A 16683-nucleotide genomic window follows, 5' to 3' on the forward strand; every position below is an offset into this window, starting at 1 on the left:
GAGTTTGAGGGGTTTCAGTATAATGTCTCTCACTTGCAACAAAGCATTAATCAACCAGTTTGCCTTGTCAGTTGATGAGGCATCGGACTTAGTAATGAATAACGACATAGAGAAAGATTTTAATTTAGGTGGAAGTATTGAGCGTGCGCTTGAAGGTAACTATGAGCTCAACGCTGGCGATGTTCTTAAAGAGGCATGGAATCACACGATAAAGAACTTCTTGTCCTTTTCACCTGCCATTGTGTTGCTCATCGCGATTCAAGTCGCCATATTCGTCATCGCGTTAAAGCTACAACTTGGTGACCCATCGGTGATTTTTGATGCTGTTTTAGATCCTGAGTCATTCGACCCGAGCATCTTCAGCGCGATCATGATTGCTAATTTCAGCTTTGAGGTCATCAGCGCCCCAATCTATGCGGGGATTAGCCTTATGGCAATGAGTCACGCTGCCGGGCTATCAACCAAACCTCGACATATTGGTAAAGGATTGCAGTTCACCATTCCTGTGATCATTGCGACGCTAGCCAGTCTTGTTTTACAAGGAATTGCGGGAACATTGCTGCCGTTTCTTTCTTTGTACTTTTCTCTCGCGTTCAGTAATTCGATGTTACTCATTTGCGAAAAGAAAGTGCCACCAATGCAGTCTTTACTGCTATCGCTTCGTGCAGTGAACAAGAAATTATTCCCGCTGCTAGGCATTTATTTCTTCATCGTGATTATGTTCATGGTTGGCGTAATGCTTTATGGCATTGGTTTGATTTTTGTTTTGCCTTTCTTCTTCCACGTAAAAGGCATTATTTATCGCAACATGTTTGGTATTAAACTGAAGATCATCGCTTCAGACCGTCCGAAAAATGGGGATGACAACGACAATGATTCACAAGTGTTCAATGCGTAAAAGTGAATTTATTGCTATTGCTGCAGCTGGCCTATTAGCCAGCTGTAGTTTTTATGGCTACGAGAAAAACCGAATAGAAGAAGAGCGCCAAACTGCCTATCAAACCGAGAACAACAGTAAAGCAAAGGCTTTGGGGGCTGCGCCTGACTTCTCTGCAATTACTGAAACGCGCTTAAAAAAACAGACGTTTTTCGATTATTTAAGGCCGGGGATTGCGCTAGAGAATGAACGCGTTAAAAAGGAACGCAAACGACTTGAAGCTATCCAAACGTCGTTTGATGTCGGTAATTTGACCTCGTCTGAACTCAGCGATGCGAAACGCTTAGGGCGTCTCTACAACCTCAGTTTGACCGAAGAAGGCATTACTCAGAGTTGGCTGGATAAAATGCGCCACCGCGTTGATGTCATACCCGAAGCGCTCGTGTTGGTCCAAGCTGCTAATGAGTCAGCGTGGGGGACATCTCGCTTTGCAACTAAGGCAAATAACTACTTTGGTCAGTGGTGTTATAGCAAGGGATGTGGGCTTGTTCCCCTGAAACGTTCAGAAGGAATGACACATGAAGTGGCTAAGTTCGCCTCAGCCCAGCAGTCTATTCATGGGTATTTCATGAATGTAAACCGAAACAAAGCCTATCATGAGCTAAGAGAAATTCGATACCAGCGCCATACACAAGGGGAAAGTCTCATAGACACAGAGGCGGCGATGGCACTTGCGAATGGTCTATTGAAATACTCTGAGCGAGGTGAGGCATACGTCAACGACTTGCAAAGCATGATTCGTCATAATAAGCAGTTCTGGGAAGGCAATTCTCAATCCAGTGCGAGTCGGTAGACCTTATAAGCACTGCCCGTTATCCAACTAAAACAGCAAGACTATAAATTCAATGAAGAAACTATCGTTAGCCCTTTTGACCGCTGCAGTAGGTATTACCGCAGCGATGCCAAGTTACGCTCAAGAATATATGTTCACCTATTCAAAACTGTTTTCTCATATGAAGCAGAATGCGAAAGAAGGGCATGATGATGTAAAAGTGGGCTTCTTTTTCTTAAATGCCAATACCAAGCAGTTGTGCAATATTGAAAAAGCTTGGATGGAAAAAGAAGAGCATTATGAGGAGCTGACGATTTCTCCTTATAACGAAGTGATTGTCCCGTTAGACAACAATCTACGCTCAGCCAATCCATTGGTGTTTGTCCACACGCCGAGGGATATGCGCTGTGACTTCTCTATGGTTGTTATGACAAAAGAGCCAATGAACGGAGAGGTCAGCTACGATGACGTTAAAGTACTGTTACCGCAAATGCAGGTTATTCTAGAGCAATTAGGTGGCATGTTCGCGAGCTGGTTTACGCCTGATGTAGAAGGGGTAACGTTAGAGTTTCCAAATAAGCTAAATTCAACCATCCAGTTTTCTAATGGAACCACGAAACCTATCGTAGATGGTAAGGCTCAAGTGTCGTTAGCAGAGATTGGTGAAGGTGGCACGATGACACTTCCGGCTGAAACGGCGAGAGTTCTTCCTTATCTACCCAAAGCAAACTAACCAAAAGGCTGCCCACGCGGCCTTTTTTGACTCTATTCCAATGAGTTTCCTCGTTCTTCATTTATTTCCCATCAAATGGAATCGAATTTTGCTTACCTATTTAACCGCAGACGTTTAATCCTCTCCAAAAAGCTCGTATAATCCACGCCCCGAATATGACACGTTAGGAAGTCCTACTGTTGGCCTAGCCGACGATGTGAGAGCTCGCAATGACACAATTAGATACAAGAAAAGAAACCCTAGAATTCAACAAACTTCAAAAGCGCCTAAGAAGAAACGTTGGAAATGCTATTACCGATTACAACATGATTGAAGAAGGCGATGTTGTGATGGCATGTATCAGTGGTGGTAAAGATTCATTCGCGATGCTGGATATCCTATTGAATCTACAAAAAGCGGCGCCAATTAAGTTTGACGTTGTTGCGGTTAACCTAGATCAAAAGCAGCCAGGATTCCCTGAACACATTCTTCCAGACTACTTTGAAACGTTAAACATCCCATATTACATCGTGGATAAAGATACGTACTCGGTTGTAAAAGAGAAGGTGCCAGAAGGAAAAACGACGTGTGGTCTTTGTTCACGTTTACGCCGTGGTACGCTTTACTCGTTTGCTGAGAAGATCGGTGCTACGAAGCTTGCTCTTGGTCACCATATGGACGACATCGTCGAAACCATGTTCTTGAATATGTTCCATGGCTCTCGTCTTAAAGCAATGCCGCCAAAACTGCGTTCAGATGATGGCCGCAATGTGGTAATCCGCCCGCTGACTTACTGTCGTGAGAAAGATCTTATCAAGTACGCAGAACATAAAGCGTTCCCGATCATCCCTTGTAACCTTTGTGGTTCACAAGAAAACCTGCAACGACAAGCAATCAAAGCGATGTTGATTGATTGGGATAAAAAAACACCTGGTCGCGTTGAAGCGATCTTTAAGTCCATTCAAAACGTCAGCCCTAGCCAACTGGCAGACAAAAACCTGTTTGACTTTGAAAACTTGCCGCTTGATCGTGATGGAGATCGAGAAGAGTATGAGTTTAATGAAGCCATCGTTTCGTCAACCAACATTGACGAGTCCATGTTTATCGATGTGACAAACATCTAATTACAGATAAGCAAAGAAAAGGAAGATAATGATTATCTTCCTTTTTTGTTTCTGATGATTAAATTGCGGTTCTTGGATCAAGCGGGCTAATGTAACCCTGAGGCTTCAATGCCAAGACATCACAGTTAATTTTATCGATGACGTGCTCAGCGGTATTGCCGATAAACACGGCAGACAACCCAGTGCGTCCCGTTGTTCCAATGATTACCATCGCGGCATTTAAGCGCTGGGCGACTTCAGGAATGATATCTTCTGGCAGCCCTTGTTCAACCACAGTCTGTTCATCATCATAACCGTGTTTTTGGCGTAGCGCTTTCATGGCGGTTAGGTGATGCCCACGCACAGCATCTGTATATGTTGCGGGGTCGAATTCGGGTAATTCAATCGTGATGTTAGCCGGTGTGACAGGGTAGGCGTTAACCAAATATGGTTTGGCGTCCAAACGTTCGGTTAGGCTATTGAGCTGTTCAACCATGCTATCGTTGAGGTTAAGGTGCGTTTCATTCTCCGAACCAACGTGAACCGAAGCGATGATGCTTGCATCCTCAGGCCAATCTTGGTTTTTAACTAATAGAACAGGGCATGGACACTTACGAAGTAAATGCCAATCCGTCGGAGTGAAGATTACCGACTCAAGAACATCGTGTTTGCGAGTTCCTTTGATCACGATGTCGTGCTCACCACCAAACACCTCGGCGATGATCGCTTCATATGGACGATTGTGCCAGACGACTCTTACATCGAACTCAACACCGTCGAGGAGATAATCTTGAGCAATCTTACGCATCCATTGCTCTCGTTGCCCGATAACGCCTCGACGCATTGCGTCACGCTCATCAATGGACAGCATGGATGTCATGTCATAGGAAAAATCATAAATGGATAGGAAAAAAGTCACCTGACTTGGTGAGCGACTTTTCGCAGCAAGCTGCATAGCGCGGGCTAATGCGGGTTGTTCATCTTTATTGATGTCAGCAACAACTAATATTTTATTATAAATGCTCATACGAACTCCTTTAGAAAGAGGAGGAACATATGATTAATGTAGCTTAGTTAGCGAAAGAGTTTTAGGAAAAAATGCAGGAATATGAGAGAAGTATGATGTAGCTCTATATCGAAAGGAGTAGAGCTACATCATTGAAGTTATTAAGATTCTGTAGAAACGCCAGCCAATTCCATCAACGCGTCGTGATCGAGAATGGTGATATATTTGCCTTTCACACTCAGAATTTCTGACTTTTGGAAGCGTCCAAGGAGTCGAGAAATCGTCTCAACGGTCAAGCCAAGGTAGTTACCAATATCGCCACGAGTCATGGTTAAGCGGAACTCACGTGGGCTGAATCCACGTTGAGAAAAGCGAGTAGAAAGGTTGTATAGGAATGCCGCTAGACGTTCTTCAGCATTCTTTTTCGAGAGCAAAAGGATCATCTCTTGATCGCCTTTAATCTCGTTACTCATCAAACGCATAATTTGCTGACGAAGCTTCGGCATTTTCCCTGATAGGTCATCCAAGATCTCATAGGGAATCTCACACACCATAGAAGTCTCTAGCGCTTGAGCAAAACTAGGATGCGCGTCATCAGTGATTGCATCAAAACCAACCAAGTCACCTGCTAGGTGAAAGGCGGTTATCTGCTCGTCACCTTGTTCTGTGATCGTGTAGCTTTTGATAGTGCCTGAACGAATAGCGTAAAGCGATTTCAGCTCATCACCCGCTTTGAACAGTTCTTGTCCTTTCTGGATTGGCTTTTTACGCTCGATAATTTGATCAAGCTGATCAAGCTCAGATTCATTCAGAGTAAAGGGGATACAAAGCTGGCTGATACTGCAGTCTTGGCAATGGATGGCACAACCACCCGACTGGATTCGCTTTGTTGCAGGTTTTTCAGAAATCATAACAACCTTTCACTATTTGATATACATCAATATTTTAGCATTCCTTAACACTAATGGGTAGTGGAAAAAGACGCATAAAAACAGTGATCTAAAAAGTAATTGATAAGAGACTTAGTGCACCATAGCCGGTATATAAGCCATAAATTAACAGCATAACTGCGACTATGTGACGGAATATGACGGAATTTTGCAGCCTATGTAACACACTTGCACTGTGCCCAACAGCAAGCATCGCGGGGAGAGTGCCCAGTCCAAACATGAGCATCACAAGTGCACCGCTTGCAGCGCTACCGGAGACGGCAGACCATGTGAGAGTGGAGTAGACAAGCCCACATGGCAACCAACCCCAGATGAAGCCGAAAGGGAGTGCATGTATTGGACTTTTGAGCGGCAACAAAGATTTTCCTGCGGGAGAAATACGCTTCCACAGTAATTGGCCAAGTTTTTCAATGTACAAAAGGCCATGCCACCAACGCCCTATGTAGCAGGCAAGCAGTACCATAAAGAGTGCCGCAAACAATCTTAACCAAGCAAGTGCATCATTGAGTTGGCTGACTTGGGAGATGGACGAAACAGCACCTCCAACCAGCGCACCAATCACAGCGTAACTAGTTATACGACCAAGATTGTAGAACAGAGGGGTGAGCTTGGAAGGTGCATTTTGGCCAATAGACAACATGGAGGCTATGCCCCCACACATCCCCATGCAGTGGCCGGCACCAACTAAACCAATAACAAAAGCACCAATCCAATCAGGGGTCATTGAGGCTTCTTCTCGTTACTCTGCTTCTCGTCTTCATCGAACAGTATGTTGTGGCCTTGTCTTTCAAGGTCTTCAAACTGTTCACTTCGCACTGCCCACAAGAATACCGCGACAGCGACGCAGACCAGTACAATGGCGATCGGAATGAGGATATATATGCTTTCCATCTATTTACCTTGTTCTTTGAGCAAGCGAAGAGAGTTCGATACTACAATAATTGAGCTCGCAGACATACCGACAACTGCAAAATATGGAGCAACCAGTCCTGCCACAGCTAAAGGCAGAATCAGTAAGTTGTACCCTAGAGACCATGCCAGATTTTCGCGGATGATTTTTCGTGTTTGCAGGGCAAGTTGGCGCGCTTCAAGAATACGTTCTAGATGATCGCCAAGGAGCACCATATCGGCAGACGCTTTTGCTACATCGGCACCGCCACCCATAGCCACAGACAGATGAGCTCCTGCTAATGTTGGGGCATCATTTATACCATCACCAATCATCATGGTAATGTCTCGCTCATCTACCCGTTTGAGGTAGTCCAGTTTGTCTTGCGGTTTCGCTCCGGCAATCACTGTTTCTATACCTATTTCTTTAGCGACGACATCTGCGTTGGCCTGAGAATCTCCTGTCAGCAAGGTGATTTTTATGCCTGATTTATTAAATCGTTCAATAAAGGATTGAGCTTCCTTACGAATCGGGTCTTGGTAGCGGAAGGTGGCGATGTGGGCGCCATCAATAGAGAGGTAGACTGAATTAGGCTCAGCAAAAGCACTTTCACCAAGAATAAAACTGGCGCTGCCAATTTTTACTTGCTTGCCTTGATAGGTACCTTCAATACCCGAACCAATTACATTCTCGACATTATCAACAACCGTTTGTTTGTCACCGTAGCGCTTGAACGCTCGAGCAATTGGGTGATTTGCATGGGCTTCGAGTGCTGCTGCTATCGCGAGCGCTTTTGATTCAGTCACATCGGCGATGAGGTCAACTTTACTGATCACAATATCGCCGTGAGTCAGCGTCCCTGTTTTATCTACAATAAGGTGATTCACCTTACACAGTGTTTCAAAGACATGGCTTTTACGCAGCAAGATACCGTAGTTACCCATTCTCGAGGTCGCACATGTAAGTGCTGTCGGCGTCGCTAAAGATAGAGCGCAAGGACAAGTAGCGACAAGCACAGAGAGCATGATCCAAAAAGCGTCATCTGGGTTTGCTTGATGCCAGTAATACCAAGTTCCTGCTGCAATCACCAAAATGATGGCAACAAAGTAACGAGCAACAATATCTGCAATTTCAGCAATCTTTGGCTTGGAGAGTTGCGCCTCATCCTGCAAGCGAACAATGTTAGAAATCATTGAATCTGCTTTTGAAGAGGTAACTTCCAGTTCGAAAGATTCTTCTCCGTTCAATGTACCCGCATATACATGATCATCAATCGTTTTAACAACGGGGACAGACTCTCCAGTCAACATTGATTCATCAATATGGACTCGTCCGGAAATAATCTTTCCATCTGCAGGTACGTGCTCTCCGGGTAGAACTCGAATTCGGTCTCCCAACTTAAGCGTTTTGACAGGAACTTGATCGCCATCCAACTTGGTTGCAATTGCAGGTATCAACTTTAGCAAGTTGCCACTGGCTGCCGCCGCTTTTCTGCGCGCGCGCATTTCTAGGAAGCGTCCAACCAGCAAGAAAAACGCAAACATTGAAATTGACTCAAAGAAGACTTCGCCTTTCTCTGTAACGGTTGCCACCAAACTGGCGAAATAGGCAAAGATCATAGCGATCGAAACAGGAACATCCATGCCCAATGTTCGACTTCGAATACTTCGCCAAGCATTGATATAAAAAGGTAGGGCAGAGTAGAGCATCACTGGAGTCGCAAAGATTAAGCTCACCCAACGAAAGTAGTTTTTAAATTCGGGTTCAAGATCGCCAAACACTTCGAGATAAAGCGCGACAGCAAGCATCATAACTTGCATGGTCGCAAGCCCAGCTATACCTAAACGATACAGGTACTGCTTCATTTGCTGATGATAAGCTGCCTCTTGTTTGTCGGCTTCAAAAGGCGCCGCTTTATATCCCAATTGGTGAATAGCAGACAACAGTTCACTAAGGCGAGTCTTGCTTTTATCCCAGGCAAGAATCGCACGGTTAGTCGTTGTATTAACGCGAATCGATAGGACGCCAGATTTGTTAGAGACTTGTTTTTCAATTAACCACGCACAAGCAGCACAAGAAACGCCATCAAGTGAAAGAGTGACTTCTACTCTGTCATCGGCATTTCGGACAAACTCTGATTGGACATCTTCATTGTCGTAGTGGATAAGTGCTTGTAACTGCTCAGGTACTAGCTCCGCTTTTTCAGCTGGAGCCGTCCGATATTGGTAGTAGGAGACGAGACCGCTATCAACGATCGTCTGCGCGACCGTCTCACAGCCAGGGCAACACATTTCTCTGATTTCACCAAGGATTTCTACTTTAAAATCCGTGTTGACTGGTACTTCTTCACCGCAGTGATAACAGGATTTACACATAGACACCGACTAGTTTTCTAAATAAACAGGGGTTGATGATGGGAAAGTGACACGACCTTGTACTAGCCATTTCTTATCGTGGCCAGTTAGCTCAATAAACCATGGACCTTGAAGTTCAGCGTCCAAGTTTAGTCGGTAGAATCCTTGTGCATCAGAGGTAAGAAGTTGTGAGAAGTCTCGATCTGGCAATGTTCGATGAGCAAACATCGCAGTAAGTGCTGGATAATGCTCTAGCTGACCTTTTTCAAATTGAATAATAACAGTGTTGCCTTCTGAGGAGACTGAAGCACTTAAGCCGAGATCTTTGGCGACATTGATTTTAGAAATATCAATGTTGATGCCTTTTCCTTTTTTATAGTAATCCTCAGTGACCAATGACACAGAGTTCTGAGAAAAAACGATGACCGTGATGATCGTCCATACAACAACAGTGAGTGGCAGAATAATAAGAAACCACGGCCAAAACTGCTTATACCAAGGCTTTACCATAAAAAAGTTCTCAATTAATAAAATAGAATCAGGGATTTAACTCTAAAGGAAAGACAGCCCCTTTGCCATCGATAGAAAGTAAGGGGCTGTTATTGAAATGTAACTTATTGTTCCGAGTTGCTTAGACTCCAAACATAAGCTGAAACAAGCTGAACTTTGTCTTCACCTAGAATGTCCTTCCAAGCAGGCATTACGCCTGAGCGACCGTTCATCACAGTTTCGGTTACGTCCGCACGTGAACCACCAAATAGCCAGTCTTGGTCAGTTAGGTCAGGAGCACCCACTGCTGGGTTACCTTTACCGTCTGTACCATGACATGCTGCACACACAACGAAACGAGCTTTACCAGCCTCTGCTTCTCTTGCGTTAACAGAACGACCAGATAGGCTTAGTGTGTAGCTTACTACTTCTTTCACACCTTGCTCACCAAGTGCGTCTTTCCAAGCTGGCATTTGACCAATGCGGCCCTGCATAACAGTCGTTACGATAGCTTGCGGCTCACCACCATATAGCCATGCATCGTCAGTTAGGTTAGGGAAGCCCTTAAGACCGCGAGCATCAGAACCGTGACATTGAGAACAGTTTTGTAGGAACAGACGTTGACCTACTTTAACTGCTTCCGAGTCAGCTGCGATCTCTGGGATAGGACGAAGCTCGTCAGTACCGTTTACGTGCGCAAGCTTTTTGAATGCCTCGCCGAAGTAAGCATCAGCATCGTCAAGCTCTTTAGCGAACTGGTTAAGTTGCTTGTTGCTTTGCGCTGCAGCAATCGACGCCTTTGATTCTTCAACAGTGCGTACAGTTTGGTCTGAACTTGTCCAGCCTAGTACACCTTTGAAGCTACCTAAACCTGGGTAAAGGGTTAGATAGATTGCAGCGAAAATAAACGTACCAACGAAAAGGTAAGTCCACCACTTAGGTAGTGGGTTATTCAGTTCACGAATCCCATCGTATTCGTGCCCCATATCTGCACCTTCTTCAACGCCCATTTTATCTTTAAGGCACCAGAAAAGTAGTGCAGCACAGCCGACAAGTGTCCCGACTGTAATGATGATTATCCAAAGACTCCAAAATGTCGTCATTGCTTAGTCACTCCTTGTTCTTTTGAAGGCGCTTGCTCTTCATCAGCGAAAACAAGGTTTGCAGCTTCGTCAAATCGAGCTTTTCGACTCTTGCCGTAAGCCCACCAAACTACACCTAAAAAGCTAACGAATAGCACTATGGTCCAAATACTGTGAATAGTACCGATATCCATAACTACCTCCTTATTTACTTCATCGCGTGACCAAGAGACTGAAGATAAGCGATGATGGCATCCATCTCTGTCTTACCTTCTACTTCTTTAGACGCATTTGCGATCTGTTCATCAGTGTACGGAACACCAAATTGATCACGGAAAATAGTCAGTTTCTTCTGAGTGTCCTTACCATCAAGAACATTTTCCTCAAGCCATGGGAAACCTGGCATGTTTGACTCAGGAACCAACTCGCGTGGATCGATTAAGTGAACGCGGTGCCACTCATCAGAGTAACGACCACCTACGCGTGCTAGGTCTGGACCTGTACGCTTAGAACCCCATAAGAACGGGTGTTCGTATACACTTTCACCAGCAACAGAGTAGTGACCGTAACGCTCCGTTTCAGAACGGAATGGACGAATCATTTGGCTGTGACAAACGTTACAACCTTCACGGATGTAGACATCACGACCTTCCATTTCAAGCGCTGTATAAGGACGTAGGTTCTCAACAGGCTCTGTGGTTTGTTTTTGGAAAATCAGCGGCGTGATTTCTACAAGAGCACCCAAACTGATTGCAAAAACGATAAGAATCGCTAGTAAACCGACATTGCGTTCTACAATTTCGTGGCGATTGTTAGAATTAGAACTCATTCTTTAATCTCCTTATGCCGGTTGTGGGATAGCTTTTAGGCTATCTTTAGGCGCTGTTACCGTCTTGTACGTGTTGTATGCCATTAGGAACATACCAGCTAGGAAGATGAAACCACCTAGGAAACGTACAAAGTAGAACGGGTAAGACGCTTGTACAGATTCGACAAAGCTGTACGTCAACGTACCGTCTGAGTTGACCGCACGCCACATTAGGCCTTGCATTACACCAGAGATCCACATCGCAACGATGTATAGAACGGTACCGATTGTTGCCAACCAGAAGTGCGTATTGATCATGCTAACAGAGTACATGCGCTCTTGGCCGAACAAGCGAGGGACTAAGTGGTATACCGAACCGATAGATACCATAGCAACCCAGCCTAATGCACCAGAGTGTACGTGGCCGATAGTCCAGTCGGTGTAGTGAGACAGCGCGTTAACTGTCTTGATAGACATCATTGGACCTTCAAACGTAGACATACCGTAGAACGATAGAGAAACGATTAGGAAACGAAGGATTGGGTCATAACGCAACTTATGCCAAGCACCAGAAAGCGTCATAATACCGTTGATCATACCACCCCAAGACGGCGCGAATAGAACCAGTGACATCACCATACCTAGCGACTGAGTCCAATCTGGAAGCGCAGTGTAATGTAGGTGGTGAGGACCAGCCCAAATGTATAGAGATACTAATGCCCAGAAGTGAACGATAGACAAACGGTATGAATAAACAGGACGTTCAGCTTGCTTAGGAACGAAGTAGTACATCATGCCTAGGAAACCAGCTGTCAGTAGGAAACCTACTGCGTTGTGTCCGTACCACCACTGAACCATCGCATCCACTGCACCAGAGTAGATCGAATACGATTTACCCATAGAGACAGGAATAGCCATGCTGTTCACGATATGAAGAACCGCGACAGTGATAATAAAGGCACCGAAGAACCAGTTTGCTACGTAGATGTGGGAGGTCTTACGAGTAATCAATGTTCCGAAGAACACGATAGCGTAAGAGACCCATACTACCGCAATGGCAATATCGATAGGCCATTCTAGTTCAGCGTACTCTTTACCTGAGGTAAAACCCAACGGTAAAGTAATCGCGGCTGCTAGGATGATTGCCTGCCAACCCCAGAAGGTGAAGGCGACAAGAGGGCCACCAAATAGACGAGTTTGACAGGTACGCTGTACAACGTAATAAGACGTTGCGAACAGGGCACTTGTACCAAACGCAAAAATAACCGCATTAGTATGCAGAGGACGTAAGCGACTGTACGTCAACCACGGCGTATCAAAGTTTAGCTGTGGCCAAACTAATTGAGCGGCAATCAAAACACCAACAGCCATACCGACAATACCCCACAAAATAGTAACCAGGGTAAATTGACGGACGACCGTATAGTTGTAGTTTTGTTCAAGCTGCTTTTCTTGGCTCATTTGCATGCTTCCAATTTCTAATTAACTACACTTTACTTCCAACACGACACATGTCGTAATGCCACCCAAATCATTAAGGAAATTCGCACCGATAACTTCGGTTAAATCTTCTTGCTGATTTTTAAAAAAAGTGGCATTTTCAGCCGCCAACTATACTGCATTTAACAATTCAATGACAGAGTAGTAACCTTACAGTCGGTCAGGTTTTGGCCTTTTATTTTAAAACTTTGAAGTTTGTTACACGGAGAACCCCACAGTATGGCTGCCGAAAAACTCACAAGAGGCCGTTTTGTTCAAATAATCATCATGTTAACCATACTTATTGCGGCGTTTATTTGGCGTACTGTTGACCACCCAAAAGTGATAAATGTGGCTTGTAGCATCGACGAAAAATGTACTTTTTTTGTAAATGACTTTCGTTTCTATGCGACTCTTTCAAAGCAAAATATAAAACTGGAAACGGACGAAAACGATTGGCGGGTGCAACTAATCGATAGCGACGAAATATTGCCAAGAAATGGAAACATATATCTCATCAATTTAAGTCCAGAAATTGATGAAATAACATTCCAACTATCTTTAAAAAATGCGAATATCGACCGTTACGTCAGTATTAAAAGTAGATAAATGGATTTTAAGACCCACATTACTCATCGGCTTAATGAGCAAGAGGCCATAGAGGAACTGAGCAACAAAATTTGCCGAACTAACTTAGTAAGCATAATTTGCTACTTCACACAGAATTATGGCGCTGAGAAACTCAGATTGGCTTTTAAAAATTACTTTCCTCAAGTTTCAATCACTGGGTGCTCTACATGTAAGGGGTTGATGACAGAGCGGGGACTACACTTTGGCTCAGTTATTGGCGTAATAGCAATCTATGATTCTAATTCAACCGCCTATGGAAGCGGCGTAGTCTCTATTGAAGATACGTCGGTCATAGAAGAAGCCACAAGGGCAGCGATAGATGTGGCTCTCCGTAAAGCTGAACGAGTGGGAGAAGTGCCCAGTTTCGCGATCATTCATAGCACGCCGGGCATTGAAGAAAAGTTAATCAGCGCATTTGATAATGTATTCAAAACGCCTATCCCTATTATCGGTGCTACGGCGGCAGACAACGCTATCAAGGGTCAATGGTCAATATTTAACGAAGACGAATCAACAAGCCAAGGCATTTCAATTCAGCTACTTTTCCCTTCCAAACCGCTCACCACAGGCTTCAGCGCGGGTTACTCCCCGACGAAGTACCAAGGCTTGATTACCAAGTGTAAAGACAGAGAAATCATAGAAATTGACCATATGCCTGCACAAGAAAGGTATCGTGGCTGGATTTCAGAGCATTCAGGTGAAGACATTCCCGAATGGTTTAAGTTTCAGGTTGTGACTCAATACCCGCTAGGAAGAATAGCAGGCACGTTATACAACCAACCTTATTTTAAGCTATCACATCCGATAAATGTTACGGATGAACAAGGCATTCTCTTATTTACTAATGTGAACCAAGGTGACGTTGTCACACTTATGTCTGGTGATAGACAACAGTTAATCTCTCGACCTGCAAGAGTGATTCGAGAAGCAAGACGTCAGTCAGAGCTCAATACGCAACTTACGGGCGCTATTTGTGTGATTTGTGCCGGAGCAATGCTTCATTTAGAGGAAGATATGGGCAAGGTCTATGACAAAATAAAGCACGAAATGGGTGATATCCCATTTATTTGTCCGTTCACGTTTGGTGAACAAGGCCGCTTTATCAATGGTGACAATGGTCATGGGAATCTAATGATTTCGGCAGCAACTTTTTACTCAGATTAGAACAAATTTATGAGTCTAAAATTACAAGAACAGCTACAAGAAGCGCTAATTGAACTAAAGCAAAGCCAAGTGCGAGAGGCAAAACTAGCCGAAGAGAACCGCGCTATTTTAGACGCAATATCAAGCATTACCGTCGCATCAGACAAGCAACAAATATTCACAGAACTCCAAAAAGTCTTATCACTCTATATCAACTTTTCCGACTTTTTGGTGTTGAGCAAACCAAGTAAAAACGAACACGCTTATCATACTTTACTAGCGTCGAGTTCGTGCTTTCAAAATCTAGCCTGGCAGGATCAAAGCCGCTTCAAACGCGCATTATCTGGTGAAAGCATCATTCTATACGAACCAAGTAATGCACAAGAATTCAGCCATTTGGTCGGTAATACAGACTACGACATCAATTCCGCGTTGATAACTGGGGCACAGGGCACCATTACCGATTCCATCATCGTACTGTTGGGAGAAGAAGTAGGGCAGTTCACACTTGAATCGCGTGACACCCTGTCACGTTTTAGGCCTTTGCTGGAGCGTGCTCTTATAGATATCGAAAGAACTGAGCAGCTCCAGCAGCTTGTTGACATTAAAACGCGTCAATTAAAATCGGCACAAGTTCGAGCAGAACAAGCGAACCAAGCAAAATCACGCTTTCTTGCCATGATGAGCCATGAACTCAGAACGCCGCTCAGTGCAGTCCTAGGATATGTCGACGTCCTTTTGGCTGATTCAAAGTGCGATCATCAAATAGAAATCTTGGAAAAGATGGAATCATCAGCAGAGCTTTTGTTGGTGCTAATTAATGACATTTTGGAGTTGTCTAGAATTGAAAGTGGTGAGTTTCGAATCAAATGTCAGTGGGTAAATTTGAAAAACGAACTCGAGTTTATGCTAGAGCATTTTTACGCACTATCAGACGCTAAAGGTCTTAAACTAAATGTAAATCTTGACATTGACTCTCATCATTCTGTTTGGGTTGATCCGGCAAGAATCTTACAGATAGTTTTCAACTTGCTAGGCAATGCAATCAAATTTACTCATGCTGGCCATGTATCTTTGCACGCAAAAGTCACTAGCCAAGAACTTATCATCGAAGTGGAAGATACTGGTATTGGTATTGACCCTTCTCGTATCGAGACAGTGTTTAACCAGTTTAAACAAGCCGATGACTCCATCACTAGGCGCTATGGTGGCAGTGGACTTGGCTTAACTATTTCAAAACACTTGGTCACTTTAATGAACGGAAGCATACGCGTTGAAAGTGAAAAAGGGAAAGGTTCTAGGTTTAAAATAAAATTACCTGTATCGGTTAAATCTGGGCATGAGTTGACGCAGCCGCGACTTTCAAAGAGCCAAGGGACACGCCCATTGTCAGTGTTGGTAGTAGAAGATACAGAGACAAACCAAATGGTTTTAAAATTACTACTAGAGCGGCTCGGACACAAAGTAGCTATCGTCAACGATGGCAAAAAATCAGTCAAATACATCAAAGATAACATGGCAGCAGTAGATCTGATTTTTATGGACGTTTCGATGCCTGTCATGGATGGACTTACCGCAACCAAAGAAATCCGAAAGTTTTGTCGACATACGCCCATTATCGCTTTGACAGCCCACGCGATGGAGCAAGATAAACAGGCATGTTTGAACTCGGGAATGAACGCATTTGTCTCGAAGCCTATAAGAGGTAAAGAAATACAACGTTCCATAGAATCTGTTTTAGGGAGATCCTAATAAACACGGACATTAATCTTGATTAATTGTTTGTGTTTATTAGGTATTTTATGGTAAATGCAGTTATGTTTAATCGGATACTATAGCGACAATATTGTAGGGCATCACGGTGCTCTATTTATTAATAAATATCATTTAACATAATATACATAATGCGCACTTGGCTGTGGCTTCATTAGGGCTGCCAATCCACATAGCTAAACCCACGCAAGCTATTGATATTCCGTGTAAATTCAGCCCGTTAAACTTTTTTGCAATGCTGTTCCAAAGCGTTTGTGCCTCGTAGCTCTTTGCTTTATCGGCTGCTAGGTACACTAAAACCATTTCTTTATCTGCACCGGCTTCATCCGCTAGATAAAGTGCTTCATTTTCAGTTAGATAGCGTCGTCCTTTTCTAATATCAGACAACTTTTTCACGCTTATCCCTAAACCATGTGCAATGGACATAACTTTTAGTCGCTTTATAGGCGTCTATTAGTTGGTTGATGTACATACCCGCAATCCTCATTTACGCGAATTAACTTCATTCTAGTTGAGATTTACGTTGCGGTTTTGCAGACTTCATCTGCTTTATTAT

Annotated in this window: 17 protein-coding genes and 1 pseudogene; 7 read left to right on the forward strand and 11 right to left on the reverse strand. The window is 44.0% G+C overall.

Annotated elements, in window-relative coordinates:
• Positions 1–94 precede the first annotated feature (94 nt).
• From RJ47_RS18515 to ttcA, 4 genes are all read left to right on the forward strand, one after another.
• Entirely contained in the window at positions 95–898 is an 804-nt protein-coding gene (locus tag RJ47_RS18515) for a membrane protein (RefSeq protein ID WP_038134759.1), read from the forward strand.
• Entirely contained in the window at positions 891–1730 is an 840-nt protein-coding gene (locus RJ47_RS18520; RefSeq protein WP_039486121.1) for a glucosaminidase domain-containing protein, read from the forward strand. Before RJ47_RS18515 ends, RJ47_RS18520 begins: the two co-directional genes overlap by 8 nt.
• Positions 1731–1782: 52 nt before the next feature.
• Positions 1783–2442, forward strand: coding sequence for a DUF2987 domain-containing protein (locus RJ47_RS18525; protein ID WP_039486122.1), 660 nt, complete (start codon positions 1783–1785; stop codon positions 2440–2442).
• Between the two features lie 209 nt (positions 2443–2651).
• Positions 2652–3545, forward strand: coding sequence for a tRNA 2-thiocytidine(32) synthetase TtcA (ttcA, locus tag RJ47_RS18530; protein WP_039486124.1), 894 nt, complete (start codon positions 2652–2654; stop codon positions 3543–3545).
• Positions 3546–3603: 58 nt separating this feature from the next.
• Here the strand turns inward: ttcA and uspE are convergent, their stop codons facing one another.
• The 10 genes from uspE to ccoN all read right to left on the reverse strand — a co-directional run bounded on the left by uspE (position 3604) and on the right by ccoN (position 12563).
• Positions 3604–4551 carry a universal stress protein UspE gene (gene uspE / locus RJ47_RS18535; protein WP_039486126.1) on the reverse strand — a complete coding sequence of 316 codons (948 nt, stop codon included), beginning with the start codon at positions 4549–4551 and terminating at the stop codon, positions 3604–3606.
• A 140-nt stretch (positions 4552–4691) separates the two neighbouring features.
• Entirely contained in the window at positions 4692–5441 is a 750-nt protein-coding gene (locus RJ47_RS18540) for an FNR family transcription factor (protein ID WP_005476583.1), read from the reverse strand.
• An 88-nt stretch (positions 5442–5529) separates the two neighbouring features.
• Entirely contained in the window at positions 5530–6204 is a 675-nt protein-coding gene (locus RJ47_RS18545; protein ID WP_005476577.1) for a sulfite exporter TauE/SafE family protein, read from the reverse strand.
• Positions 6201–6371 (reverse strand): cbb3-type cytochrome oxidase assembly protein CcoS, encoded by a 171-nt coding sequence (ccoS, locus tag RJ47_RS18550; protein WP_038134660.1) that lies wholly within the window; start codon positions 6369–6371, stop codon positions 6201–6203. Before ccoS ends, RJ47_RS18545 begins: the two co-directional genes overlap by 4 nt.
• Complete coding sequence (locus RJ47_RS18555) at positions 6372–8744, reverse strand: heavy metal translocating P-type ATPase (RefSeq protein ID WP_039486128.1); 2373 nt, start codon at positions 8742–8744, stop codon at positions 6372–6374. It lies immediately after the preceding gene.
• Positions 8745–8753: 9 nt separating this feature from the next.
• Entirely contained in the window at positions 8754–9233 is a 480-nt protein-coding gene (locus RJ47_RS18560) for a FixH family protein (protein WP_005476564.1), read from the reverse strand.
• A 104-nt stretch (positions 9234–9337) separates the two neighbouring features.
• On the reverse strand, positions 9338–10315 hold the full coding sequence (gene ccoP, locus RJ47_RS18565; protein ID WP_038134664.1) for a cytochrome-c oxidase, cbb3-type subunit III: 978 nt from the start codon (positions 10313–10315) through the stop codon (positions 9338–9340).
• On the reverse strand, positions 10312–10488 hold the full coding sequence (locus tag RJ47_RS18570) for a CcoQ/FixQ family Cbb3-type cytochrome c oxidase assembly chaperone (protein WP_005476581.1): 177 nt from the start codon (positions 10486–10488) through the stop codon (positions 10312–10314). The genes ccoP and RJ47_RS18570 overlap by 4 nt, the downstream gene beginning before the upstream one ends.
• 14 nt (positions 10489–10502) lie before the next feature.
• On the reverse strand, positions 10503–11123 hold the full coding sequence (gene ccoO / locus RJ47_RS18575) for a cytochrome-c oxidase, cbb3-type subunit II (protein ID WP_005476573.1): 621 nt from the start codon (positions 11121–11123) through the stop codon (positions 10503–10505).
• A 12-nt stretch (positions 11124–11135) separates the two neighbouring features.
• A complete protein-coding gene (gene ccoN / locus RJ47_RS18580) occupies positions 11136–12563 on the reverse strand; it encodes a cytochrome-c oxidase, cbb3-type subunit I (protein WP_038134667.1) in 1428 nt (475 codons plus the stop codon).
• Between the two features lie 258 nt (positions 12564–12821).
• Here ccoN and RJ47_RS18585 point away from each other — a divergent pair, with 258 nt between their 5' ends.
• Genes RJ47_RS18585 through RJ47_RS18595 form a run of 3 tightly spaced genes read left to right on the forward strand, consistent with a single transcriptional unit; the run spans position 12822 to position 16106 of the window.
• Entirely contained in the window at positions 12822–13190 is a 369-nt protein-coding gene (locus RJ47_RS18585; protein ID WP_039486130.1) for a hypothetical protein, read from the forward strand.
• A complete protein-coding gene (locus RJ47_RS18590) occupies positions 13191–14375 on the forward strand; it encodes an FIST signal transduction protein (RefSeq protein ID WP_072036377.1) in 1185 nt (394 codons plus the stop codon).
• A 9-nt stretch (positions 14376–14384) separates the two neighbouring features.
• Positions 14385–16106: an ATP-binding protein gene (locus RJ47_RS18595; protein ID WP_039486132.1), complete on the forward strand. Its 1722-nt coding sequence runs from the start codon at positions 14385–14387 to the stop codon at positions 16104–16106.
• 135 nt (positions 16107–16241) lie between these two features.
• On the opposite strand, the pseudogene RJ47_RS18600 reads toward RJ47_RS18595, so the two are convergent.
• Positions 16242–16599: pseudogene (locus tag RJ47_RS18600) on the reverse strand (DUF3693 domain-containing protein).
• Positions 16600–16683: the final 84 nt, after the last annotated feature.

Origin of the sequence: Vibrio sinaloensis (assembly GCF_000808535.1) — a bacterium.
Classification (GTDB): Bacteria; Pseudomonadota; Gammaproteobacteria; order Enterobacterales; family Vibrionaceae; genus Vibrio; species Vibrio sinaloensis_D.